The organism is Streptosporangium sp. NPDC051022, from assembly GCF_040683035.1.
Lineage (GTDB): Bacteria > Actinomycetota > Actinomycetes > Streptosporangiales > Streptosporangiaceae > Streptosporangium.
In genome coordinates, this window is the sequence record NZ_JBFBCF010000010.1 from 39690 (window position 1) to 63217 (window position 23528).

Below are 23528 nucleotides of genomic sequence, written 5' to 3' on the forward strand. Positions count from 1 at the left end.
GGGCGGGGGCTCACGGGCCGACGTGCACGAACGGGGCCCAGAGCCACGGCAGATCCTCACCGAGATAGACGTCGCGGATGTGCCGGGTCGCCTGGTGCACGGCCCACGCCGCCCGGTCGGCGTCGGCGCCTCGCGGGGTGGCCAGCGCCGGGTAGACGACCCTCGCCAGCTCGGCGGCGACGTGGTCGGCGGCCGGCCACAGGGTGGCGATGACGTGACGGAAGCCGATCGCCTGTACGGCACCGGCGAGGTGGATCGCCTCGTCCGCCAGCCCGGCGTCGGTCGCCGCGGTCTCGCAGGCCGACAGGTAGGCGAGGACGCCGCGCCGTTCGCCCCGAGACGCCCCGATCTCCGCCACGGTCAGCGGGCCGTCGTGCAGGTGCAGGCGGCTGCGGCCCGGCCGCAGCCGGTCCTGCCCGGCATGACAGGCGAAGTGCGCCCAGGCGCAGGTGGCGAGGGCCGCCCTCACGCGGTCGCGCCGGGCCTCCGGTCCGTCCAGCCGGGTGACGGGCATGCCGACGGAGCGGGCGGCCTCGTCCGCCTCCGCGGTCGCCTCGCGCAGCGGGGGCAGCCCGGGCGCGTCGGCGACCGACACGATCAGTGCCTCCGGAGAGCCGGACCCGGCGGCCTCCGGCGGGGAGGGCGCCGGATGTGAGGCGGCCGTGAGGACCGTGCCGGAGGGCACGGCGGAGGGCACGGCGGAGGGTGGCGTGGGGGGCGCGGCGGAGGCGACGGAGCGGAGGGTCGTCACATAGGAGGAGACCACCCGGTCGATCACCCGCAGGTCCCGGCCGGGAGGTCCGGCGGCGTGCAGCGGGAGCAGGGCCAGCGGGCCGACGGGACACCACCGGACATGGGGCCAGCGGTCCGCCTCCGGCGCGCCGGTGGCACCCAGCGCCACGAGGACGGGTTCGGCCACCGTGCTCCACAACCGGCCCAGCATGTCGTCGAACGCCCTGTGGGCCGCGTCCAGGTCCGGCCCCGTGTCGTCCGGCCCCGTGTTCGCGTCCGGTTCCGTGCTGTCCGGTCCGGTGTTCGCGTCCGGTTCCGTGTCGTCCGGTTCCGTGTCCGTCGTGTCCGGTGGCCGGACGGTCTCCAACACCCTGACGAACGTCAGCGTGTGGCCGATGACGTCCTCGACGGTCAGCTCGGGCAACGGTACCGGCCTGACCGCGCCCTCCTCCACGATCAGCGCGTCGCAGCGCAGCGGGCTGACGTTGACGATCACGATCGGGCCCGGGAGGTCCACCGTCGCGAGATCGAACCGGGGGACACGCAGGAAGTCGGCGAAGCCGGGCAGCGCCGAGATGTGCGCGACCAGTTCCTCCCACTCCTCGGCCAGCCTGATCCGTACCGAGATCCGATCCGGTTCGCCGAGGGCCGCGGGGAGGAGCGGCCCGTCCGCGGCGCCGTCCTCCGCGTCGAGGGCGGCCCTGATCTCCCCCAGCCGGGCGGCGAGCTCCGGCCATTCGGCGCGCAGCCGGACGAGTTCGTCGTCGGTCCTGATGGCGCGGCTCCACAGGATGGACCGTCCCTGTTCGAGCAGCTCGACCGCCAGGCGCGGCGCGCCCGCCTCGATCGCGCAGGCCGCCGCCTCGGCGGCGACCAACGGCTGCTGGGACAGATGACGTTCCTGGTCGGTCCTGTCCTGCGCCTGCCAGGCGGTGAGGGGCAGGACGTCCAGGGCGTTCCGGTAGGCCTCCATACCCGAGTCGATCCAGCCGATCGACGTCGCGAGCCTGCCCCACCGGGTCGCCGCGTGCAGCCGCAGGACCGGGGACGCCAGAGGGTCGGAGACGGTCGAGCTCCATGCCTCGACGGCCTGGACGGCGTCGTCGGCCTTCCCGGTGGCGCGGAACCGCGCCGCGAGCAGATCGGCCCGAGCGGTGAGGTGGAACGGCCGCCGGGGGGCTCCGGTGAGAAGGCCCGCCAGCGACTCGTCGAGCAGCGCGACGAGCTCGTCGAGTTCGCCGATTCCGTCGAGTTCGCCGAGCGCGGTCTCCGCCGTCGGCGGGCGGTCCCGGCCGCCGGACGGATCTCCCCCCGACGCTCCGGAAAGGCCTCCTTCCCGCGGTCCGGAGAGGTTTTCCTCGTGCGGTGCGGAAGAGGACTCTTCGAATCGTTCGGAAGGGACGCCCGCGAACCGTCCAGAGGGGTTCTCCCCGGACGCCTCGGAACGGGTGAGGTACGCCCGGACGAGGTGCTCGACCATCGCGGGCCGTTCCGGGCCGGTGACGGGCAGCGCGGCGATGCTCTCCCGGAGCAGCCTGTCCGCGGCGTCGAGATCGGCGGCCGCCCCCGTGAGCAGGTACCGCATCAGATGGGCGGCGCCGAGGCCGCCGGTGTAGACCGGACGGAACACGTCGCCGGATCCGGTCTCGACCGCCTCAGCCAGGGCCGCGACGCACCGCTCGATCGTGGCCGGGCCGGGGGCGGGACCGCCCGCGAGCGCGGCGCCGAGGTTGGCCAGGTAGCGAGGGCGCGCGGGATGGCGGGCGGGGACCGCGAGCGTCGCCTGCCGGAGCCGGTGCACGGCCTCCTCCAGGTCGGCGGCCGTCCCCGCGAGACGGAAACGGTTCAGCAGCGCGAGGCCGAGGTTGTTGGCGATCACGGCCGCGAACGGGCCCTCGGCGGGGGCGAGGCCGGCGGCGGTGCGCAGCGTCTCGATCCCCTCGGTGAGGTCCGTCCGGCGGCCGGTGAGCCGGTGCCGGGTGAGGAGGGCCTGGCCGAGGTTCGACAGCCGGGAGGCATGACCCATCCGGGCCGGGCCGGTGTCGGCGACCGACGATCTGGCCCTGGCCACCGCCAGATCGGCCTCGGCGGGGTCGCCGCCGGCGAGCACCTCGGTGGTCAGCACCGCGCTCAGTGTGCTCTCCAGGAACCCGCGCTGGTAGTGCGTCTCCGGCAGGAGCTCCAGGGCCTCGCCGATGACGGCCGCCGCCTCGGCGAGGTCACGGCGGTCGCCGTGGCGCTCGTAGCTCTGCTGGAGCAGCACGCCGAGGTTGCCCAGCCGTACTCCCCGCCAGGGCAGTTCCGCCGGGGTCTCCTCCAGCGCCTCCCTCAGCAGGCCGACGGCCCGTCGCAGGTCGCCGGGGTCACCGTCGGCGCGGTAGCGGGTTCCCAGAGCCGCTCCGAGGCTCGCCCGCACGTCCGCGTGGTCCCAGGTCCCCGCTTCCGCCAGCGGCAGCGCCTCCTCCAGCGTGGCCACCGCCTCGCGCAGGTCCGCGGCCGCCCCCCGCATCTCGTAACGGGCGTTGAAGACCGTCGCGAGTGACCGCAACCATGTCGCCCTGCGCGGATCCCCGGCCCCGGCTCTCTCCAGCGCGCTCCGCAGCGCGGCCTCGGCCTCGGCGAGCGGGGCGGGCTCGCCGGTGTGCGCGGCCTGGTTGATCAGCACCATGGCCAGCGTGTTCCGGCAGTCGTCCCGGGCGTCGTCCCGCGCGGCGAGTACGGCCCGGCGCAGGCACGAGACGGCCTCCGACAGGTCGTCGGCGGAGGGGGAGCCCTGGTGGCGCCGGTTGAGCAGCGCGCCCAGGCGCTGGAGCTCCAGCGCGTGGGAACGCGGATCGCCCCCCGAGGCGCGTACCGCGTGCCGCTGGGCCTCGATGATCTGGTCGAACACCAGCGGATTCCCCGTCCGCCGGTACGTGCCGATCAGCATCGCCATGCCGAGGCGATGGGGGAGCGAGCGTATCCGCCAAGCCATGTCACACCTCGAGGGGACGAGATCTCGCCTGGGGCCTGTTCTGCGGATCTTTTCGCCTGCTGCGGTCGCCACGGCGAAGATCCACGAAACAGGCCCTACGACACGGAGGTGACGTGCGCGCGGTAGGGGCGCAGCATCACGTTGAGGTGGTTCAGGCCCTCGCCGGTGTCGAGATCGACGTACAGCGGGGTCGGCGCCAGCGGCAGCGGCCCGCACCGGTCCTCGAAGAGGACGATGCTGCGGTTGGGCAGGTCCCTGCGGGAGATCCAGTCCAGCCCCGCGGTGGAGGGGTCGTTGCGGCGCAGCCAGTGCGCCCACTGCCGGGTCAGCGGGTAGTCCGGCGGCTGCGCCTGGATCAGCCACTCGTCCTGCGCGACCGCCGCCAGCGCCGGAGTGCTGGCCAGCGAGGTCAGGGTGAGCTCCCGGCGCGTCTCGACCAGGGACAGCCGCCTGCCCCGCACCGTCTCGTACGGCAGCAGCCTCGGTCCCGCGTCGTCGAACAGGACCGAGCGCAGCAGGCACTCGGCGAGCGCGGTGCTCTGCTCGTAGGCCAGATAGCAGTGGCCGTACTCCTCCTCGACGGTCCCGTCGAAGCGTCCCCCGCCGAGGCCGGAGTGGATCCGCGCCGGGGTGAAGGCCTCGCACGGCCGCTTCCGGTCGTGCACCCTCCACAGAGGTGTCCCCTTGGGCAGCAGCAGCCGGTGCGGGTGGCCGTCGTGCTTGTTCGGAGGGATCTGCCGGGGCATCTCAGTACTCCTCTCGCAGGGCCAGGGCCGCTTCGGCGACGAGGTCGCCCTGGTCGGCCACGAGCCGGGCGGGAATCTCGTCGAGCAGCGCGTTCCCCCTGAGCCACCAGTCGGCCGCGCCCCAGGGGTCGGTCGCGGCGCCGAGGATCCGGTTGACGGTGAGTACGGCGGGCAGCGGCACGCCGCCGGGGCCGAACTGGAAGGACGGCAACCGGACGCCGCCGTCCGCCCGGCGCAGCCGCAGTAGTCCGGGCCGGTCGGGGGCGCCCCCCGCGGCGAGCAGCTCCCCGGGGGTGAGGCAGGGCGTGGCGAGCAGCGCCTCCCGGACCCGCAGGATCTCCTCGTCGAGGCCGGTCTCCGCCCGCGGCTCCTGCGACGTCTCCTCGCCGAGATCGGCCTCCGCCCGCCGTTCCGGTGGCATGCCCTCGTCGAGGTCGAGTTCCGCCAGGTCGGGGAGCATCTCCCGGAGCCGCTCCAGTGTCACCGACAGGTCGTCGGCCACGGACGCGCCCCGGTAACCGGCCGTCTCCAGCAGGATCACGCGACGGATCTCGTGGCCGCGCGGCAGTGAGAGCCGCAGCAGGCTGAGTAGCTCGAACCAGGCCGCCGTCGCCTCGTCGCCGGTCTCCGTCGCGATCCGCCGGAGCAGGTCACGCGTGCGCGTCCACGCCTCCTCGTCGAGCGCCCGGCGGATCTCGCCGAGGCGGCTCGTCAGAAAGGCCGCGAGGTCTCTTCCGGGCACTCGGTCTCTCCCGTCTTCGGTGACAGGTGTTTTCCGTGATGCGCGAGAACATCCAGCGGGACGAAGGCTCCTCGCCGTCGCGGGATCAGGCTCCCGACCCCGTGGCAGCGCCAGCTTAATGTAGCCAGGACAGATATTTGATGGAACTTTTCATTTATCCAGCATTAGTCGCGCCGGGGTTCCGCACCCGCGCCACACGGCGTCCTCGGCGGCCGCTCCGGCCGGCCTGCCCGGAGTCGTTGTTCCCGGACAATCGGGATGACGAGCGCGTATCCGCCCTGAAACCCGCCGTGCGGCCGGGCCGGGATCGCGCGCGCAGCCCCGCCCGGGAGGTGAACCTCGCTATATCCTCGGGCATTCACCGGCGAAATCGGATTGTGCGATGTGCCGGGCGCCGGCCGGACGACGCCGGGAATGGCCGGTCGGCGGAGTTCACCGAAGTCACCGTCGGGCCGTGGAAAACGAGGACCAAGCGTGCGGGAGACGGGCGTGCACGCCGTCTTCCGGGTTCCGGTCGCCTTCAAGGACCTATGTGCACGAACGGCGCCCAGCGGAAGGGCTCGTCCTCGTCCTCCCGGACCCTGCGCGCCGCCTCGTGAACGGCCCGCGCGGCTCGCGACGGGTCCGGGCCGTCCGCCGTCGCGACGTGTTCGTAGACGGTCCCGGCGAAGGCGGCCGCGACCTCGTCCGCCACCGGCCACAGCGTGGCGACCACCCGGCGGAAGCCCGTCACCTGCAGCGCGCCCGCCAGATGGATCGCCTCGTCGGCCAGGCCGACACGCGTCACGGCGGTCGCGCAGGCCGAGAGGTAGGCGAGGTCTCCCCTGCCGCCGCGGATCCGGCCTATCTCCGCCACGGTGAGAGGACCGTCGCGCAGGTGCAGCGCGCTCCTGCTGGGGTGGTCGTCCTTTGACTCCGCATGGCAGGCGAAGTGCGCCCAGCCGCACGTGGCGAGGGCGGCGACGACCCGGTCGCGGGTCGCGTCCGGCCCCTCCAGCAACGTGATCGGCGGCCCCGCGAGCGAGGCGGCCGTCCTGGCCTCCTCCGACGCGCCGGGCAGGGGTGGCAATTTCGGCATTCCTGGCACCTCGGGCACGGAGACCACCAGCGTGCCGGTGGCGGCCTCCCGCGGCGCGTCGGCCCCGGCCACCGAGCGAAGCGTCGTGACGTAGGAGGAGACGGCGCGGTCGAGCACGCACGATCCCGCCTCGCCGGTGAGCCCCGCGGCGTGGATCGGCACCAGCGCGAGCGGCCCGGTCAGGCACCACCAGATCCTCGGCCGGCGGTCGTCCGCGGGAGGAGAGTCCATCCCCAGGGCGTCCAGCACGGGAGCGGCCACGACGTGCCAGAGCCAGGCGAGCACCTCGTCCAAGTGCTCCACGGCCCACAGGGACTCGTCGGGCGTGGCCGTCCCCCCGGTCAGCAGGCCCAGCGCCGCCCCCAGGGACTGCGCCTTCGCCAGGGTGTCCTCGATCGTCAGGTCCGGCAGCGGAACGAGCCGGACGGCGCCTTCGGCGACGAGGAGCGCGTCACAGCGCAGCACGCTCACGTTGACGATCACGATCGGGCCGGGCAGCGACGTCTCCTCAAGACGCAGCCGCGGCAACCGCAGGAAATGCTCGAACCCCGGTGATCGCCGTACCTGGGCGACGATTTCCTCCCACTCCCGCGTGAGCTTGATGCGGTGGGCGATCCGGTCGTGCCCGCCGGAGGCCGCGAAGGGGTCGGCGAGGCCCAGCCCGGCCGGATCGGAGTCGAGGACCGAACGGATCTCCCTGAGCCGAGCGGCGAGATCGGGATGCTTGAGCTCCAGCCGGGTCAGCTCGTCACCGGTCCGCACCGCCCGGTTCCAGAGCACCGAACGGCCCTGTTCGAGCAGCTCGACGGCAATGGACAGCTCGCCCGCCTCGATCGCGCAGGCCGCCGCCTCCGAGGCGAGGGTCAGCCGCTCGGCCAGCATGCGCTCCTGGTCGGAGCGGTCCTGCGCCTGCCCCGCGGTGAGGGGCAGCAGGTCGATCGCGGTCCGGTAGGCGCGCAGCCCGGAGCCGATCCACCCCATGCGGGTGGCGAACCTGCCCCACTCGACCGCCGTGTGCAGCCGCAGGTCCACGGGCGCGCCCGCGTCGAGGGTGGGCTCCTGCCACAGCCGGATCGCGATCTTGGCGTCTTCGACGTATCCGTTGTCCTTGGCCCGGGTCGCCATCAGATCGGCGAGCGTGGCGAGATGGTAGGGGCGTCGTACGGCGCCGCGAGGCGGGATCGTCTCCTCCATCAGGGCTATCAGACGGTCGAGCGCGTCCGGGGCGGGGGCCGCCTCCAGCATGGCGAACTCCGTCCTGGCGAAGTGTTCGACCAGGTTCTGGTGGAGCCAGTGTTCCCCGGGCAGTGCCGCGAGGCTCTCCGCCAGCAGTCGCCGCGCCGTGACGAGGTCGTCGTGGCGACTGTCGTCGTCCAAGTCCTCGGCGGCCTCGTGGCGAAGATGGTGCGCGACCCCGAGGAGGCCGAGGTAGATCGGGCGCATCACATCGCTCACGTCGTCCGCGCAGGCCTGGCTCAGCACCGCCATGGACTCCTCGATGTCCGCGGGTTCCACGGTGTGGACGTACCGTTCGGCGAGCGCGCGGCCGAGCATGGCGAGATAACGCGGTCTGGCCGGATTGCCCGGAGGGACGGACACCGCCTCGCGCAGCCGGTCGATCGCCTCGTCCAGATCCACCCTGGTGCCCGCATGCTGGAAGCGCCTGTGCAGCATCTGGCCCAGGATGTGAGAGGCGACCGCCGTCTGTACGCCGCCCGGAGACAGGACGCCGTACATCGTACGGAGTGTCTCGATGGCGGCGGTGAGGTCCGCGGGATCGGCGGTGATGTCGTGACGCACACTCAGAGCGTCCGCGTAGGTCAACAGCCGGGGACCGTATTCGAAGTCGTCGGCGGGGGTCATGCTCGCGGCGGCCAGGGTCGCCGCCACCGCGTGGCCGGCCTCCTCGGCGTTGCCCGAGCGCGCGGCCCGCGTCGCCAGCGTCGCTCCCAGTGAGGTCAGGGTGAAGGCGTGCTGGAGGTGGCCGTCGGGAACCAGCCGCATCGCCTCGCCGAGCGACGCCAGCGCCTCGTCGAGGTCGCCGGGGTCGCCGAGACTCCGGTACCTCATGCTCAGGGCGTTCGCGAGGCCGTTCAGCGGCATGACGCGTGCCACGTCCTTCAGGGACTCCGAATCCAGTGCCGATCTGAACAGCTCGATGGCCCTGACCTGGCCCGTGAGGTCGCCCTTGTGAAAATGGCCGGCGCTCAGGGCGGATCCGAGGCTTCCCAGGGCGTGGGAATGGACGTCACCTCCCGGCTCGCTCAGCTCCACCGCGTCGTTCAGCGCGTCCACGGCCTCGTGTAGGTCGCCGGGCGCCTCCTGCCGCCGATAGCGGGTCACGAGCATCTTCCCGAGGAGGATGAGCCGTTGGGCCCTGTTGGGATCGGCCGGATCCGTGACGGACAGCGCCTCGCGCATCGCCGTCACCGCCTCGTCGAGATCGTCGGTCCCGCCGGTGCAGGCGGCATGGTTGGTGAGGGCGACGGCGAGCCTGGTGAGATAGTTCGTCTGTCCTCCCGCCAGCCGTATGGCCTCGCGCATCACGGTGACGGCCTCTTCGGCGTCCGCGGCCGAGTGGGTGATCAGATACCGTCTGTTGAGCGACCCGCTCAGCGCCCACAGCTCTTTGGCCTGAGCCTGCGGATCCGACCGGGAGGCGTGCACGACCCGCCGGTCCGCCTCGATGATCTCGTCCAGCAGACGGGGATCGGGATTCCTCTGGTAGGCGAGGATGCACAGGACCCTCACCGTGGAGTGGGGGAACGACCGCAGCGCGGCCAGGGAGAAGACGGGGCGGCGTGCCACGGGGACATCCTCGCCCGGTGTCCGGCCGGCGTGGGCCGGGGGCTGACGATCGTTGCGGTTCGGTGACTCCGCGGGCGGAGGCCGTACGGCACCGCCGCCGAGAACGAGGGGTGGAGAGCGCGCCGGGGTAAAAACCGTCCGGGGTGTCGCGGGTGGTTAGCGGGGGAGAGCCCGGGTAGGACCCGCAGCATGGCACAGGGGGGATGGATCTCTCGCTGGCCGGTGTTCCGGCAGCTCAGGGGAGAGGATCCGAGGGGAACGGCCGCCCGCTCGGCGCGCACCGACGCGCTGAGACCGCGGACCGAGGAGGCCGACAGCGTCGCGAGGTCGGTCTGCCCTTACTGTGCGGTCGGCTGTGGCCAGCTCGTCTACGTCAAGGACGGCCGTGTCACCCAGATCGAGGGTGATCCGGACTCGCCCATCTCCCGCGGCAGGCTCTGCCCGAAGGGTTCGGCGAGCAAGCAACTGGTCACCCATTCCGGCAGGCAGACGCGCGTGCTCTACCGGCGGCCCCACGGCACCGAGTGGGAGGCGCTCGACGTCGAGACCGCGATGGACATGATCGCCGACCGGGTGCTCCGCACCCGGCGGGAGACCTGGCAGCAGGAGGAGGACGGCAAGACGGTCCGGCGCACCATGGGCATCGCCAGCCTGGGCGGGGCGACGCTGGACAACGAAGAGAACTACCTGATGAAGAAGCTCTACACCGCCCTCGGTGCGATCCAGGTCGAGAACCAGGCCCGTATTTGACACTCCTCGACCGTCCCCGGTCTGGGGGCCAGCTTCGGGCGTGGCGGCGCGACGGACTTCCAGCAGGATCTCGTGAACTCCGACTGCATCGTCATCCAGGGCTCGAACATGGCCGAATGCCATCCGGTCGGGTTCCAGTGGGTGGTCGAGGCCAGGGCCAGGGGCGCGAAGGTGTTCCACATCGACCCGCGCTTCACCCGCACCAGCGCGATCGCCGACCGGCACCTGCCGATCCGCGCGGGCAGTGACATCGTCCTGCTCGGCGCGCTGATCAACCACGTGCTGGTCAACGAGCTGGACTTCCGCGAGTACGTGCTGGCCTACACCAACGCCTCGTCGATCATCTCCGAGGGGTTCAGGGACACCGAGGACCTTGACGGGCTGTTCTCCGGCTTCGACCCGGAGACACGTAAGTACGACCCGTCCACCTGGGCGTACGAGGGAGTGAGCGAGGAGGCGGCCGCCGGGCAGCGCAGCGAGCAGCTGGAGGGCGACGAGCGGTTCGAGGGCGGCGCGAAGCCGGAGGGCGGCGAGATGCTGGAGGGCGGTCCCCGCCACGCCGAGGCCGCGGGCGCCGACCAGTACGGCGCGGGCGGCGCGCAGTCGCAGGCCAGGCCGCCGACGGACCCGACGCTGCGCCACCCGCGCTGCGTCTACCAGATCCTCAGACGCCACTTCGCGCGCTACACCCCGGAGCTGGTCGAGGAGGCGTGCGGCATCTCCCGGACGGACTTCGCCGAGCTGGCCGAGGCGATCACGGCGAACTCGGGACGGGAGCACACCACCGCCTGGGTGTACGCGGTCGGCTGGACCCAGCACACCGTCGGCGTGCAGTACATCCGCACCGCCGCGATCCTGCAGCTGCTGCTGGGCAACATCGGACGCCCCGGCGGCGGCATCCTGGCGCTGCGCGGCCACGCCAGCATCCAGGGCTCGACCGACATCCCGACGCTGTTCAACATCCTGCCCGGTTACCTGCCGATGCCGCACGCCCACCGGCACGAGAACCTGGACGACTACCTGGCCCACGCGGGCGCCGACACCGGCTTCTGGGGCAGGAAGGGCTCCTACATGGTGAGCCTGCTCAAGGCCTGGTGGGGCGAGGCCGCCACCGAGGACAACGACTTCTGCTTCGGCCACCTGCCCCGGCTCACCGGCGACCACGGCCACTACACGACCGTGATGGGGCAGATCGACGGCACCGTGAAGGGGTACTTCGTGGTGGGGGAGAACCCCGCGGTCGGCTCCTCCGGCGGCAAGGCGCAGCGTCTCGGGCTGGCCAACCTCGACTGGCTGGTCGTGCGCGACCTGACCCTGCTCGAGACGGCCACGTTCTGGAAGGACGGCCCCGAGCTGGCGACCGGGGAGATGCGCACCGAGGACATCGCCACCGAGGTGTTCTTCATGCCCGCGGCCAGTCACGTGGAGAAGGAGGGCAGTTTCACCAACACCCAGCGGCTGCTGCAGTGGCGGCAGAAGGCGCTCGACCCGCCCGGCGACTGCCGCAGCGACCTGTCGTTCTACTACCACCTCGGCAAGCGGATCAGGGCGCGCCTGTCCGCCGACGAGATCGACCGCCCGCTGCGCGAGCTGACCTGGGACTATCCGGAGGAGGGCGAGCACGCCGAGCCGTCGGCGGCGGCGGTGCTGCGCGAGATCAACGGTACGGGCCCCGACGGGCGGGCGCTGTCGGCCTACACCGAGCTCAAGCCGGACGGCTCGACCCGGTGCGGCTGCTGGATCTACTGCGGTGTCTACGCCGACGAGGTCAACCAGGCGGCCAGGCGCAAGCCCGGACGCGAGCAGAGCTGGGTCGCCCCCGAATGGGGCTGGGCCTGGCCGGCCAACCGGCGCACCCTCTACAACCGGGCCTCGGCCGACCCCGAGGGGCGCCCGTGGAGCGAACGCAAGGCCTACGTCTGGTGGGACGCGGAGAAGGGCGAGTGGACCGGGCACGACGTGCCCGACTTCGAGAGGAACAAGCCGCCCGGCTACCTGCCGCCCGTCGGCGCCCAGGCCGAGGAGGCGCTGGCCGGCGGCGACCCGTTCATCATGCAGGCCGACGGCAAGGGCTGGCTGTTCGCCCCCGCGGGCCTGGCCGACGGGCCGCTGCCGACCCACTACGAGCCGCACGAGTCACCGCTGAGCAATCCGCTGTACGGCCGGCAGGCCAACCCCGCGCGCCGGATCTACGACCGCCCGGAGACCCCCTACAACCCGCCGGAGTCGCCGCGCTTCCCGTACGTGCTCACGACGTACCGGCTCACCGAGCACCATACGGCGGGCGCCATGAGCAGGCCGCTGTCCTATCTGGCCGAACTACAGCCCGAGCTGTTCTGCGAGGTCTCGCCGCAGCTGGCCGAGCTGCTCGGGCTGGTCAACGGGGGCTGGGCGACCATCGTGACGACCCGCACCGCGATCGAGGCCCGCGTCCTGGTCACCGAGCGTGTCCGGCCGCTGCGGCTGCAGGGCCGTACGGTGCACCAGGTCGGCCTGCCGTACCACTGGGGCTGGAGGGGTCTGGTCACCGGTGACGTCACCAACGACCTGCTGCCCATCGTGCTCGACCCGAACGTCTACATCCAGGAGGGCAAGGCCGTCACCTGCGACCTGCGGCCCGGCAGGCGTCCCACCGGCAGGGCGCTGCTCGAACTGATCGAGGAGTACCGCGATGGCTGAGCGGATGGGCTTCTTCACCGACACGAGTGTCTGCATCGGGTGCAAGGCATGCGAGGTCGCCTGCAAGGAGTGGAACGGCGTGCCCGACGACGGGTTCGTCTTCCGCGCGACCTCCTACGACAACACCGGTGGCCTGGGCGCCGACACCTGGCGTCACGTGGCCTTCATCGAGCAGTCCCGCCTGGTACGGCGCGGGGCCGAGGAGACGGCTCCGGACGGCCGGGCGACCCCCCTGGAGGTTCCGGGCGGCACGGACGGGCAGGACGGGCAGGGGGGCATCGAGGGCTGGCTGATGTCGTCGGACGTGTGCAAGCACTGCACGCACGCCGCCTGCCTGGACGTCTGCCCGACCGGGGCGCTGTTCCGCACCGAGTTCGGCACGGTGGTCGTGCAGGCGGACATATGCAACGGCTGCGGGTACTGCGTGCCCGCCTGTCCCTACGGCGTGATCGACCGCAGGGAACGCGACGGCCGGGCGTTCAAGTGCACGATGTGCTACGACCGCCAGCTCGGCGGCCTCGAACCCGCCTGCGCCAAGGCGTGCCCGACCGACTCCATCCAGTTCGGGCCGCTGGACGAGCTGCGGGCCAGGGCCGAGGAACGCGTCGAGCGGCTGCACGGCGAGGGCAGGACGGAGGCCCGCCTCTACGGCGAGAGCCCCGACGACGGCGTGGGCGGGGACGGGGCGTTCTTCCTGCTGCTCGACGAGCCGGAGGTGTACGGCCTGCCGCCCGACCCGGTGGTCACGACCCGGGACCTGCCCGCGATGTGGCGGTGGGCAGGGGGAGCGGCGCTCTCCCTGGCCGGAGCCGTCGCACTGTCGTTCCTGAGCACGAGGAGGAGCCGGTGACACCGTGGTCCGGGACGGGACGCCTCCGCGGGGTGGGGGCGGCGAGGCGTGAGAAGAGGCCGGTGGTGTCGTGGCCCAGGGCGGGCCGGCGCCTCCGCGAGGGGGGGCGGCGGTGAGGCGCGGAGAGGAGGCGATGGTCCCGGAGGCGGAGTTCCGGTCCTACTACGGGCAACCGATCATCAAGCCCCCCGTCTGGCACGAGCCCCACATGCCGAGCTACCTCTACCTCGGTGGGTTGTCCGGGGCCGCGTCCCTGATGGCGGCCGCCGCCGGGATCACCGGGCACGACCGCCTCGCCCTGACCGCCCGGGTGACCGCGGCGCTCGGGGCCACCGCGGGAACCGGGTTCCTGGTCGCCGAGCTCGGCAGGCCGGAGCGGTTCCTCAACATGCTGCGCGTGTTCAAACCGACCTCTCCGATGAGCATGGGATCGTGGCTCCTGGCCGTCCACAGCGGGCTGGCCACGCTCGCCGCCGCCTCGGCACTCGGCCCCGTCCTGCCCGCCTCGGCGGCCACCGCCGTCCTGCGCGCCCCCGCCGTCGCGGCCGTACTGCCCGTCGCCGGTAATGCCGCCGTCGCGGTCACCGCGATCACCGGCCCGCTGATGTCCACCTACACCGCCGTCCTCCTCGCCGACACCGCCGTGCCCGCCTGGCACGAGGGGCATCGGGAGCTGCCGTTCCTGTTCGCCGGGAGCGCGCTGGCCAGCGCGGGGGCCGCGGGCATGCTGGCGACCCCTCGTGGGCAGGCGGCCCCGGCCCGGGCCGCCGCCGTACTGGGAGCCGTCGTGGAGACGGTCGCCGGCGCCGTGATGGAGCGGCGGCTCGGCCTGGTCGGCGAGCCGTATCGGCAGGGGAAGGCGGGCCGCCGGATGCGTGTGGCCCGTGCTCTGACGGTGGGCGGCGGGCTGCTCGCAGCCGTGGCCGGGCGCAGCCGCGTCCTCACCGGCCTGTCCGGTGTCGCCCTCACCGCCGGCGCGCTGTGCACCCGCTTCGGTGTCCTGGAGGCGGGCCGGGCCTCGGCCGCCGACCCGAAGTACACCGTGGTACCCCAGCGTCGCCGTCTCGACGCGAGACGGGAGACGGAGGCGGCACCGACCCCGACGTGATCACGGTTCCCGGCACACCCGCCGCCTCGCTGCTTCCCTCCGCCGAGCCCTCATCGGCCACCGATCACCGATCGTCGCTTCACCGGCCACCGATCGTCGGACACCCGACACCGGACACCGGACACCAGGCACCGGGTACGGCGTGCCGCGGTCCTCGTCCCGCCGCGCGCCCCCTCCCCGAGTAAGTTCTCTCTTGGAGGCGTCTGGGCGCCTGGTGGCCCCCGCGGTCTTCAAAACCGACGAGGCCGAGGTCCTCGGCCTGGCGGGTTCGATTCCCGTCCGCCTCCGCCACCTGGGGAAACGCATGAAACCAGGAGAGGCGACCGAGAAGGCTCAGCCTAAATGATCTCTCCTGGGGGCCCGATGAGAACAAAATGAGAACATCTCGTCAGTTTGCTTTCGCGGTCTTCCGGCCGGGGATGAGCGCCACCACTTTCTCCGCTGCGTCGTCCAGTACCGCTTGACGAACGTGCTGGTAGAGACCCCGGGTGATAGTCGTCGTCGGAGTATCCGCCAGGCATGCACGTGTAGCCTCGGATCTGTGGGGCCTTTGACGTGCGGACTCACGTTGGGGCCCCACCCCTGACACTGCGGCGCCCCGCCGTCCCGAAGGACGACGGGGCGCTTGTGCTCTTTCTGGCAGGATGATCTCTCCACATTCCCCTCGTGAAGGACACCTGCTATGAGGCGATTGCTCGCTCTGGCGGCCGCCATCCTGGCCGCATCCGCCCTCACCGCACTCCCCGCGGCCGCGCAGTCCTCTGCTCCCGACCCGGCGCAGGCGGTCAAACGGCAGCTACGGGCCGACCACGGCGTGCAGATCACTGAAGTCTCTCGCACCGTCTTCAACAGCAAGGACAAGAAGTCGAGTTCGATTGGGTTCCGCTACAACAGCCGACTGCAGCTCGGCCCCGCCAGCCCTGTCGCCGTCGACACCTCCATGCAGATAGTGCTTGGCCCGGAGGTCAAAGAGACGGTGGAGGAGGAGTTCCCTGAGCTGGGAAGGGCGCTGGAGGGGCCGATCGCTGTGACCGTAGTCGGCGGGCGTGTCTACATGTCTGGTGTCTACGCGCTGCCCAGGGGCAAAACCTGGGTGAGTGTGGAGGTGCCGAAATCAGATGGGCCGGTGGCCAAGTACGTCGGGGAAGTCGCCAGCCAGCAGAAGACGGTCAACGTGTTCGACCCGGCGGCTTTGAAGACCCTGCTGAAGGGGGTGACGGCCAAGCCGGTCTCCGGCGGGTTCTTCTACCAGGGCAAGTTTGCCCGGCCGAAGGGGAGTTGGCGGTTGTGGACCGACGCCGTGGGCCTTCCCACCCGTCTGATGACCAGCAGGGCCAGCAAAATGATGACTGAGAGGGTCGACACCCGCTACACGGACTGGGGGATGCCGCTTGTGGTTGTGCCGCCGCCAGCTGACGAGGTCGTCGACTACAAGGAGTTGAAGGATCCCTGGAGCTTCTCCGCGTCTGATCCGCAGGAGCTCATCAATACGGTGAAGTAACCGGTGGCTGGCGCCCCGTCGTCCTTCGGGACGGCGGGGCGTTTTCAGTTGTTCAGAGGCCGTTCACTAGGATCGCCCGAGTACCACGCACCACCCGGGGGAGACCATGGCCGACGACGAGTTCCCGCCCGACCTGCTCGACGCGCAGCGCGCCTACTGGGCGGCGGACGCCCGCGTGCAGGAGGTCACCGCGCGCTGCCGTCGTCGCAGGAGGTCTTGAACGGCGCCATGACCGACGAGCAGCGGGCCGAGCTGGTGGAGGTGCGGGAGGCCCGGCTGCAGGCTCTGGAGGCGCTGAACCGGCACCCGTGGTGGGCGACGGCGGGGGACCGGTACGCCGCGCAGAAGGCGCTGCGGAAGGCAGCTGAGAACTAATGTGACCCTGTCACATCACGACTCGTCGCACCGGCGCCATTACAGCCGCTGCCACAGTGTGGGCACGTTCGGCGGCTCCCAGCCGGGGAACGACGGGTGAGCTTGGATGCACTTGTAGTTGACGCCGTCGTAGCTGGCCAAGTCCTCGAATTTGTAGTGGTGATACTGCTCCCAAGGCTTATGGAGGACCTTGGTGAAGGTGATGGTGGGGATAGGGGTGGACAGCGACCCATGGTCGTAGTGGGCAAGAGCGGCGGCGGGTGAGGTGCTGTAGAGGGTGATGCTCAGTACGGCTGTGGAGAGGAGCGCGATGGTAGGTGCTGCGCGGCGCGGTTTCACGGTGGCTCCATAGGGTGGGGGCGGGAACACAACCTCCTTACAGTGCCTTGATCTACCAGGCGTGAGGAGCTACCGGTTCCCCATATTTCGGCTGCATGGCGTGCCACTCGCAGACTGTTTTGCCGGACCTGAAAGGAGCCCTCACCGCGGGGTGAGGGCTCTCCAGCGAGTGGCTACTCGCGCGGTGGCTCAGACGAAGTAGAAGCCCTTGAAGTACCAGCCATTGCTGCGGAGTTCGCACTGGCCGACCCAGGCGTATGCCTCCAAGCGTTTAGCGGTGAGATCCCGGTCCACTTGGCACTGCTCCAAGGTGGCGAAGGGGCCGTGCGCGAATCCGGGGGGCGGCTCGCCCGGAGGGGTGGCGAGGGCGGAGGCGGGAGCCGCGCCGGTCAGGGCGGCGGCTCCTAGTGCTGCCGCGAGTAGGGCTGCGGCTGATAATCGACGGATCTTCACGGTGACTCCTTACGGCTGGGTAGGAGGACACCTTCAGATGAGCACCGATCGGCGAGGCCGGGGAGCTCCCGATTCTCCATATTTCGGCCGCATGGCCTGCGTTTCACGGCTGTTTCGCCGGGCCTGAGCAACGGGATGCCCCGTCGCCCTCTTCGGAGGGCGACGGGCCGCTCTTCTGCGTACGGTTTGAGATCAGGCGGGCAGGTCCCAGGCCGGTCCGTCCGGCTCGCCCAGCCACACGTACTGCCGGTCCGCGGTGACGGTGAGGCCGAACGCCGACTGGTGCGGAGACCCGGCACCCTGCCAGAGCAGGACGGCGTCCTCAACCGCGTCCCACAGCCGCGCCGGGCCATGCTGATGCACGATCCACCCGCTGGCAGGATCCGATCTGACGTCGGCTCGCGACCCGGTACCGACGTCCAACAGGATCGTCATGTCGCCCCCTGATGCCCGCTGGGCGGCCGGGGCGGCGAGCTGGGCGACGAACAGGGCGGCCTCGTCGTCCAGGATCGCCGGGTCGATCCTGGACTCCCGGGCCGGTCCGATGCCGGTCGCGATCGGCGGCCGGGGTGGCGGCATGTGAGAGCGGGCGCGCATGAAGTAGAGGTCTTCCTTGAGGAACCGGCCGCTCGCCGTCCCTTCACCCTCACGGGTGAGGTGGGCGAAGGCGACTCCGCCCATCCACCCCCACATGGGCGTGGTGATGCTCCCGCCAGCGCGGACCTGCCCCATCCACGCCGGGGGGATGGTCCGTACCGAGCAGGTGCCGATCAGCCGGTCGTAGGGGGCCCGCTCCGGCCAGCCGTGTAGGCCGTCGCCCACCACCAGTGTCGGCGCGTACCCCACCTCCGAGATGGCTCTGCGGGCGCGCTCGGCCACGGCCGGGTCGTACTCGACGGACGTGACCGCGTCGTCACCGATCCGGTGACACATCAGCGCGGTCGAGTAGCCGGTGCCCGTGCCGATCTCCAGCACCCGGTCACCCTCGCTGATCCCTGCGGCCTCCAGCATCATCACGACCAGGCTCGGAGTCGTTGACGACGAGCTGGGCGATCCCGTCACCGCGTCCGCGGACTCTCCGGCCAGCGTGCCTTCGACCTGCGTCACCCACGTCTCGTCGGTGTAGACCATGGCCAGCCAGTCGCGTTCGTCCATCCCGGCGCGGCGGACGGCCGTCCACACGTCACCGCGGGCCGCATCCGCACGCAGGAAGATGGCGTCCCCGACGAACACCTCGCGCGGCACGGCTTCCAGCGCCGCCCGCCAGCCGGCAGACCCTACGGTGTTCGCCAGCGTACGGCGGAGCATCGTGGCTGTTTCGCTCACGATCACCATCCTTCCAAGAGCAGGTCAGCGATGGCCTGTGCCATCGCGTCGGCGCCGGGCAGCCAGGCCCATTGCCCGTTCGGGTTGCACTCGATGAACACCCATCGTTTCGTCTCGGCTTCGAGTGCGAAGTCGAACGCGCCGAATACCAGACCGAAGTGGGCGAGGTAAGCGTGCAGGGCGTTGGTGATCGGTTCGGGGACGTCGATAGGGTCGTGGATCAGCTTCTCCCAGTCGCCGCTGCGCCAGTCGAGCGCACCGTCCGGAGTGCTGATCCGGTGTGCGAAGACCTTCTGGCCGGCCACGGTGACCCGGGCATCGGCGACCTTCGGGATCTCCTGCTGGAACAGGTGGGCGGTGACGGCCACCGACTCGTCCAGGTCCTCGGAGGTGACCTGCTGCGTCCAGATCGCTGATCGGCTGCCGTCTGGGCCCGGCGGGCAACCGCGGAAGGATTTGTAGACGACGGATCCCCGCTGGGCGAACGTCAGCGCCTGCTGCACGTCGTTCGTGATCAGGGTGCGAGGAACGGCCAGTCCGAGCTGGGCGGCCGTCTGGAGCTGCGCGGGCTTGTAGTCGGCGCGGCCGATCGCGTCGGGGTGGTTGACGTACACCGAGCCGTGCAGGGTGCGCAGGATGCCACCGAGCCCATGCTGAGCCTCGGCGGCGCTGAACTGCTGCTGCTCGGCGGGCAGGTGGGCGAACCGGGAGGCGTAGGAGGTGGGGCGGCGGTAGTACACCGCCCCCGACCTCCGCGAGCCCGATGTCGCGGCTCGGCGTACGCAGCCGGCCATCCCACTCCGTGTGCTCGTCGCCGATGGAGGCGCCGAACGCCAGGCCCGTGCCGATGTCGGCCGGGTCGACGCGGGCGACCTGGACGCGGCGCTCGTTCAGTGCCTCGATGACCAGGTTGGCCGTGACGTCTTCGGCTGACGTGAGGACCAGCACGGTCTGTCGTGGGGGCCGCACCGGCTTAACTGTCGGTGTTGGAGTCGTCGGCGACGTTGGAGCTGCCGCTGGAGCCGTCGCTGCCGCAGCCCTTCGACGTGGTCACGGTGACGGTGTTGGCCATGTCGACGATGCCGCCGTTGCGGTCACGGAAGGTGGTGGTCTGGGTCGCCGGGTCGAGGGTGACGCGGTCGTACGGCGGCTCTGCTGTGGGGAGCGGGTCGGTCGTGCGGGTGAGCCCCCAAGGGCTCGGGGTGAGGGGGGAGTGTTCTGCGGTGATGGTCATGGCGGGTCCTCCAGCCGGTGATGCCAGTTGGTTTGCTCCATTCACAGTGGGTGCTGCGGGGCGCGCGGTCATTGCGGGCGGGGGGTCAATGACCCGCACATGCCTTCACGGTGAGTGGTGATTCGGTTACGGTTCATCTGTCGGCGTTCGTGAACCGCGGAGGCGGCCTCATGGGGCAGATCACCAGGTCAAGGCGTGCACAGATTCGACGCGAGGCGACCGCCATCCGCATGCGCGGCCAGCGAGCGGGCTTGCCCTTGGAGCGGATCGTCACCGCCATCTGCACCACCTGCCCGGAGGTGCTGCCGCTGGAGGCGTGGCGGCTGGCGCTGGGATGGTCCCGCGCCCAAACCGTCACCAAGGTCGGTGACCTCTACCTCGCCGACGGGCTGCAGCCGACCGCTCTGTCGGAGGCGATGCTGTGCCGGTATGAGCACGGTCAGGACCGGCCGGGTCCGGAGTACGCGGTGATGCTCGCTCGCGCCTACGAGGCCCGCCCAGATCAGCTCGGGTTGCCGATTCATGCGCAACGGTGCTGTGTGGCCTCTCCAACACCATTGACTGCCGTCGTTACCGTGAGTGAAGACGAGAGTGACGATGAAAGGGAAGATCCCATGCGACGACGCACACTGATCAAGGCGGTGGGACTGTCCGTCCCACTGCACCTGCTGTCGAATCTCGAAGACACTCTCGCGGTCCCTGCCGAAATAGGACACCCCGCGACCCTTGCCGAAGTCCAGCAGCGACTACGGACCGCACGCAACCAGTTCGACGCCAGCGCGCTGACACCCCTGCTGGGCGGCTTCCCGGGCATGCTTGCCGTCGCACTCGACACGGCCGAACGAGTCGACACCCCGGCCGGGTGGGCGCTGCTGGCCAGCTGCTACAACCTGGCGACCGACACCCTGAATAAGGTCGGCAGGAAAGAGACCGCACGCCTCACCGCCGATCGGGGGGTGACCTACGCGCAACGGTCCGGGGAACCGGTGGCGATGGCAGCTTCGGCCCGGGCGCTGGGAATGATGCTGCGCACCGCGGGCCGCCACGCCGCGGCGACGAAGGTGGTCGAGCGGGCCGCCGACACCCTGGAGGTCATGGGGTTGCGCACCGCACCCCAGATGGGCATGTACCTGCGGCTGATGTGCACCTCCGCCTACACTCAGAGCCAGGCCGGCAACCGGGTGGAAGCGTTCGCGCGGCTCGCGCAGGCCGAGCGCGCCGCCGACCGTCTGACCGCGCTGACGGGCAAGCCGCACGCCGGGCCGTTCGCGAAGATGTACCGGGTGAACATTAACTACTCTCTCGGGGACGTCGGGGCGGCGTTGCGCGTGGGCCAGGATCTACGGTCGGACATGTATCCGACGCCGGAGCGGCAAGGGCGCCTGCACACCGACCTGGCGCGGGCCTGGTGGCTGCAGGGCCAGCCGGAGGAGACAGCGTCCGCGCTGCGAGCGGCGGTCGCGGTGGCGCCGAGCGAGGTGCGCGACCGGCCCAGGATTCGGGAGATCGCTGACGCTCTCACCGTCAAGCATCCGCGTGTGACGGGAGTGCGGGAACTCGCGACCGCACTGGCGTGACGGCGGGGTCCCGGCTCCCCCCGCCGGAGTCGGGACCGGCCGGTTCAGCCGCGGGCCAGGGCCTCGGGTTCGTGGTGGAGTGCCTCGACGAGCACCAGCTCCAGGCATGGCCGCTCGTCCACCAGGTCATCGAGCGCTGCCGTGGCAGCCGATAAGGCGTTTGTGCAGGTCGCCAAGGTTACGCAGGTCGGTAACCTGGGCAACCAGGCCAGAGGAGCCTGCGGGTCCCCGGTTCGGTGCTCTCGCTTTCACCGCGAAGGAGAATCCGCAGCTCAGAACCATTTTCGGGAAGTCCCGAAAATGGTGGCTCTCGGGTCGGGTGCACAACGGAAGCCCCGCCGCTTTTCGGAGCGGCGGGGCTTCTTCGCGTTCGCCTGCCGGTCGTCAGTCCGGCCGGCTCAAGCGGGCCGCCAACCATGCGTGGATCTCTTCAACGCTGTCCGGTTCGGCCGGTGCAGCTCGCCGCTCCTCAACGCCTTCGAGCATGCGGGAGAGATCGGCAGGGTCGGGCTGGGGCTCATCGTCCTCGCCCCGCAGGATGGCGTCGGCCTCCGCCTGTGTTCCGCCGACGGCGAGGCAGAGCCGGGCCTGGGCGGCGTCCGGTTGAGGCGGGTGGTGGCGTCGATGGCGGCGCTGAGTTCGGGGTCCATGCCGTCATGGTGGCGCGGCCGGGTGATCGTGCGCAGGCGATCAGTCGCCGCCGATGCGGCGGCTCCCCGCCTCTGTCGTCCACGCGGGCTTGTTCGCCCTAGTGCCGCAGCAGGCAACGTTCGCCCTGTTGTGATGTGACACCCGCCCGCGCGAGGTCCCATATCTGTTCGCCGCGTTGGACCTGGACAAAGACAAGCTCTACGGACACCTCAAGAAGACCACCCATTTGGTCAGCTATTCCGCCCGGCTCGTGGCCATCCCTGCCCAGCCAACCCGCATGTTGCCGCTCCGCGACGCGAGCCGGCGTTGTCAGCGCACGATGTCGTAGCCGAAGCACATAATGCAGCACATGACTCAGCTATCTCCGCACCGACACCATGCCATTGACTACGTGGAGCTCACGGTCACCGACCTTGAGCAGGCCAAGCGCTTCTACACCGAAGCGTTCGGCTGGCGATTCAACGACTATGGGCCAGGGTACGCCGGCATCCAGAGCCCGCAGGGGGAAGCCGCACCCGAAGTGGGCGGTCTCCGCACAGGCCAGGAGGTGCGGGCAGGCGGCCCGTTTCTGCTGCTCTATTCCACCAACCTGGACCGGTCTGTGGAGGCTGTGAAGAATGCGGGCGGCCAGGTGGTGAACGGGCCGTACGAGTTCCCCGGTGGACGCCGGTTCCACTTCACTGACCCGAGCGGGAACGAACTGGGCGTCTGGGCTGAGGCGTAAGCTACCAATGCCACCCTCGGTCCGTATAAGCTCTGCCACCCGCACAGCATGACGGCCGCGCGCCGCGCGCGACAGAGTCCGGGCGGCGCATCACATCACAACAGGGCGAACGTTGCCTGCTGCGGCACTAGATCTAATCTAGATCTAGCCAGTTCATTCCTGCTTCTTCTCTGATTTTTTTCATCCTCGGTGATTTCTCCACGAAGTTCGATATGAAGTACGCGACGCCAGCTAGGGCCGCAACATGAAGCGGCACGGCGAGGATGGCGAAAATCCTCGTTGAGGGTTCTGCTGCGAGGTTCATTATGAGGGCCACGCCGCCAAAAAAGACTACGCCGGTGATCGCTATCACGGCGATAGAAAACCTCATAGTGGTCAGGGTACGACTCGGCGGCCGGGCGGGGAAGGCGGACAGCAGGATGGAGGACGGGGGCGTCGTGCCGTAATCGTCGTTGTGGAATGCCCCTTAATGTCCACTTCCGGTCGTGGTGGGGTGAGAGCGGTTTCCCGCGTTACCTTCGAGGCGCTCCCCTGAACGGTCCCGCCCACCTCCTCGTGAAAGGGCACCCCCATGACTCTGATCGAACGTCTCGCCGTCACCGCTGCTGCGGCGGTGCTCGCTGCCCCGCTGATGGCGGCTCCGGCCACCGCCGCCACCCGTACCTACGTCTGTGCTCAGGGGAAGTTTTCAGACTGGTACCCGTTGCGGGTGGTTACGGTGGACGGCACAGGATGCACCGGCCCGGATGAGTTCAATGGGCCGGGTGTAATCGTGGTCTCTTCCTGGGGAAAGACCTACAACTGCGAGTCGGTGCTGTGGGCCGCTGGAAGTGCGTCCGTGATGGGTTTTCGCTGCGCCCAGGTGTAGTGCTTCTGAGCTT

General features: G+C 70.5%; 20 protein-coding genes and 1 tRNA gene. 10 read left to right on the plus strand and 11 right to left on the minus strand.

Annotated features, from left to right (window positions below):
* Positions 1–10 precede the first annotated feature (10 nt).
* From AB0N02_RS18460 to AB0N02_RS18475, 4 genes are all read right to left on the minus strand, one after another.
* Positions 11–3667, minus strand: coding sequence for a CHAT domain-containing protein (locus AB0N02_RS18460; RefSeq protein WP_363947632.1), 3657 nt, complete (start codon positions 3665–3667; stop codon positions 11–13).
* Positions 3668–3801: 134 nt separating this feature from the next.
* Positions 3802–4452, minus strand: a complete 651-nt coding sequence (locus AB0N02_RS18465; RefSeq protein ID WP_363947635.1) for an RES family NAD+ phosphorylase — start codon at positions 4450–4452, stop codon at positions 3802–3804.
* A 1-nt stretch (position 4453) separates the two neighbouring features.
* The gene (locus AB0N02_RS18470; RefSeq protein WP_363947637.1) at positions 4454–5194 is read right to left on the minus strand and encodes a hypothetical protein; all 741 of its coding nucleotides are present in this window, start codon (positions 5192–5194) and stop codon (positions 4454–4456) included.
* A gap of 520 nt (positions 5195–5714) precedes the next feature.
* Positions 5715–9080 (minus strand): CHAT domain-containing protein, encoded by a 3366-nt coding sequence (locus AB0N02_RS18475; RefSeq protein WP_363947639.1) that lies wholly within the window; start codon positions 9078–9080, stop codon positions 5715–5717.
* A 189-nt stretch (positions 9081–9269) separates the two neighbouring features.
* On the opposite strand from AB0N02_RS18475, the gene fdh reads away from it, so the two are divergent.
* The 6 genes from fdh to AB0N02_RS18505 all read left to right on the plus strand — a co-directional run bounded on the left by fdh (position 9270) and on the right by AB0N02_RS18505 (position 16343).
* The gene (gene fdh, locus AB0N02_RS18480; protein WP_363947641.1) at positions 9270–12509 is read left to right on the plus strand and encodes a formate dehydrogenase; all 3240 of its coding nucleotides are present in this window, start codon (positions 9270–9272) and stop codon (positions 12507–12509) included.
* On the plus strand, positions 12502–13359 hold the full coding sequence (locus AB0N02_RS18485) for a 4Fe-4S dicluster domain-containing protein (RefSeq protein WP_363947644.1): 858 nt from the start codon (positions 12502–12504) through the stop codon (positions 13357–13359). The genes fdh and AB0N02_RS18485 overlap by 8 nt, the downstream gene beginning before the upstream one ends.
* 112 nt (positions 13360–13471) lie before the next feature.
* The gene (gene nrfD / locus AB0N02_RS18490) at positions 13472–14467 is read left to right on the plus strand and encodes an NrfD/PsrC family molybdoenzyme membrane anchor subunit (protein ID WP_363947647.1); all 996 of its coding nucleotides are present in this window, start codon (positions 13472–13474) and stop codon (positions 14465–14467) included.
* Positions 14468–14662: 195 nt separating this feature from the next.
* Positions 14663–14758: transfer RNA gene (locus tag AB0N02_RS18495), tRNA-Sec, on the plus strand.
* Positions 14759–15149: 391 nt separating this feature from the next.
* Entirely contained in the window at positions 15150–15968 is an 819-nt protein-coding gene (locus AB0N02_RS18500; RefSeq protein WP_363947650.1) for a hypothetical protein, read from the plus strand.
* 216 nt (positions 15969–16184) lie between these two features.
* Positions 16185–16343 (plus strand): hypothetical protein, encoded by a 159-nt coding sequence (locus AB0N02_RS18505; RefSeq protein WP_363947653.1) that lies wholly within the window; start codon positions 16185–16187, stop codon positions 16341–16343.
* A gap of 39 nt (positions 16344–16382) precedes the next feature.
* Here the strand turns inward: AB0N02_RS18505 and AB0N02_RS18510 are convergent, their stop codons facing one another.
* From AB0N02_RS18510 to AB0N02_RS18525, 4 genes are all read right to left on the minus strand, one after another.
* Positions 16383–16682 (minus strand): carbohydrate-binding protein, encoded by a 300-nt coding sequence (locus tag AB0N02_RS18510; protein WP_363947656.1) that lies wholly within the window; start codon positions 16680–16682, stop codon positions 16383–16385.
* A 189-nt stretch (positions 16683–16871) separates the two neighbouring features.
* Positions 16872–17135, minus strand: coding sequence for a hypothetical protein (locus AB0N02_RS18515; protein ID WP_363947659.1), 264 nt, complete (start codon positions 17133–17135; stop codon positions 16872–16874).
* A gap of 192 nt (positions 17136–17327) precedes the next feature.
* Positions 17328–18461: an ATP-grasp peptide maturase system methyltransferase gene (gene tgmC / locus AB0N02_RS18520; RefSeq protein ID WP_363947661.1), complete on the minus strand. Its 1134-nt coding sequence runs from the start codon at positions 18459–18461 to the stop codon at positions 17328–17330.
* Positions 18462–18463: 2 nt separating this feature from the next.
* Complete coding sequence (locus tag AB0N02_RS18525) at positions 18464–19201, minus strand: hypothetical protein (protein WP_363947664.1); 738 nt, start codon at positions 19199–19201, stop codon at positions 18464–18466.
* A gap of 64 nt (positions 19202–19265) precedes the next feature.
* Between AB0N02_RS18525 and AB0N02_RS18530 the strand changes: the two genes are divergently transcribed.
* Entirely contained in the window at positions 19266–19394 is a 129-nt protein-coding gene (locus AB0N02_RS18530) for a hypothetical protein (protein ID WP_363947667.1), read from the plus strand.
* Between the two features lie 40 nt (positions 19395–19434).
* On the opposite strand, the gene tgmA is transcribed toward AB0N02_RS18530, so the two are convergent.
* A complete protein-coding gene (tgmA, locus tag AB0N02_RS18535) occupies positions 19435–19695 on the minus strand; it encodes a putative ATP-grasp-modified RiPP (protein WP_363947670.1) in 261 nt (86 codons plus the stop codon).
* Positions 19696–19865: 170 nt separating this feature from the next.
* Here tgmA and AB0N02_RS18540 point away from each other — a divergent pair, with 170 nt between their 5' ends.
* A complete protein-coding gene (locus AB0N02_RS18540; RefSeq protein ID WP_363947672.1) occupies positions 19866–21272 on the plus strand; it encodes a helix-turn-helix transcriptional regulator in 1407 nt (468 codons plus the stop codon).
* 44 nt (positions 21273–21316) lie between these two features.
* On the opposite strand, the gene AB0N02_RS18545 is transcribed toward AB0N02_RS18540, so the two are convergent.
* Complete coding sequence (locus tag AB0N02_RS18545) at positions 21317–21448, minus strand: hypothetical protein (protein ID WP_363947674.1); 132 nt, start codon at positions 21446–21448, stop codon at positions 21317–21319.
* Positions 21449–22272: 824 nt separating this feature from the next.
* On the opposite strand from AB0N02_RS18545, the gene AB0N02_RS18550 reads away from it, so the two are divergent.
* The gene (locus AB0N02_RS18550) at positions 22273–22647 is read left to right on the plus strand and encodes a VOC family protein (protein ID WP_363947676.1); all 375 of its coding nucleotides are present in this window, start codon (positions 22273–22275) and stop codon (positions 22645–22647) included.
* Between the two features lie 133 nt (positions 22648–22780).
* Here the strand turns inward: AB0N02_RS18550 and AB0N02_RS18555 are convergent, their stop codons facing one another.
* Positions 22781–23017: a hypothetical protein gene (locus AB0N02_RS18555; protein ID WP_363947679.1), complete on the minus strand. Its 237-nt coding sequence runs from the start codon at positions 23015–23017 to the stop codon at positions 22781–22783.
* 201 nt (positions 23018–23218) lie between these two features.
* Here AB0N02_RS18555 and AB0N02_RS18560 point away from each other — a divergent pair, with 201 nt between their 5' ends.
* A complete protein-coding gene (locus AB0N02_RS18560) occupies positions 23219–23515 on the plus strand; it encodes a hypothetical protein (RefSeq protein ID WP_363947682.1) in 297 nt (98 codons plus the stop codon).
* Positions 23516–23528: the final 13 nt, after the last annotated feature.

What these genes read in the sequence shown, in the direction of transcription:
- AB0N02_RS18460 (WP_363947632.1), bottom strand. Translation starts at nt 3,667, where the DNA reads ATGGCGATGCTGATCGGCACGTACCGGCGGACGGGGAATCCGCTGGTG.
- AB0N02_RS18465 (WP_363947635.1), bottom strand. Translation starts at nt 4,452, where the DNA reads ATGCCCCGGCAGATCCCTCCGAACAAGCACGACGGCCACCCGCACCGG.
- AB0N02_RS18485 (WP_363947644.1), top strand. Translation starts at nt 12,502, where the DNA reads ATGGCTGAGCGGATGGGCTTCTTCACCGACACGAGTGTCTGCATCGGG.
- AB0N02_RS18500 (WP_363947650.1), top strand. Translation starts at nt 15,150, where the DNA reads ATGAGGCGATTGCTCGCTCTGGCGGCCGCCATCCTGGCCGCATCCGCC.
- tgmA (WP_363947670.1), bottom strand. Translation starts at nt 19,695, where the DNA reads ATGACCATCACCGCAGAACACTCCCCCCTCACCCCGAGCCCTTGGGGG.
- AB0N02_RS18540 (WP_363947672.1), top strand. Translation starts at nt 19,866, where the DNA reads ATGGGGCAGATCACCAGGTCAAGGCGTGCACAGATTCGACGCGAGGCG.
- AB0N02_RS18550 (WP_363947676.1), top strand. Translation starts at nt 22,273, where the DNA reads ATGACTCAGCTATCTCCGCACCGACACCATGCCATTGACTACGTGGAG.
- AB0N02_RS18555 (WP_363947679.1), bottom strand. Translation starts at nt 23,017, where the DNA reads ATGAGGTTTTCTATCGCCGTGATAGCGATCACCGGCGTAGTCTTTTTT.
- AB0N02_RS18560 (WP_363947682.1), top strand. Translation starts at nt 23,219, where the DNA reads ATGACTCTGATCGAACGTCTCGCCGTCACCGCTGCTGCGGCGGTGCTC.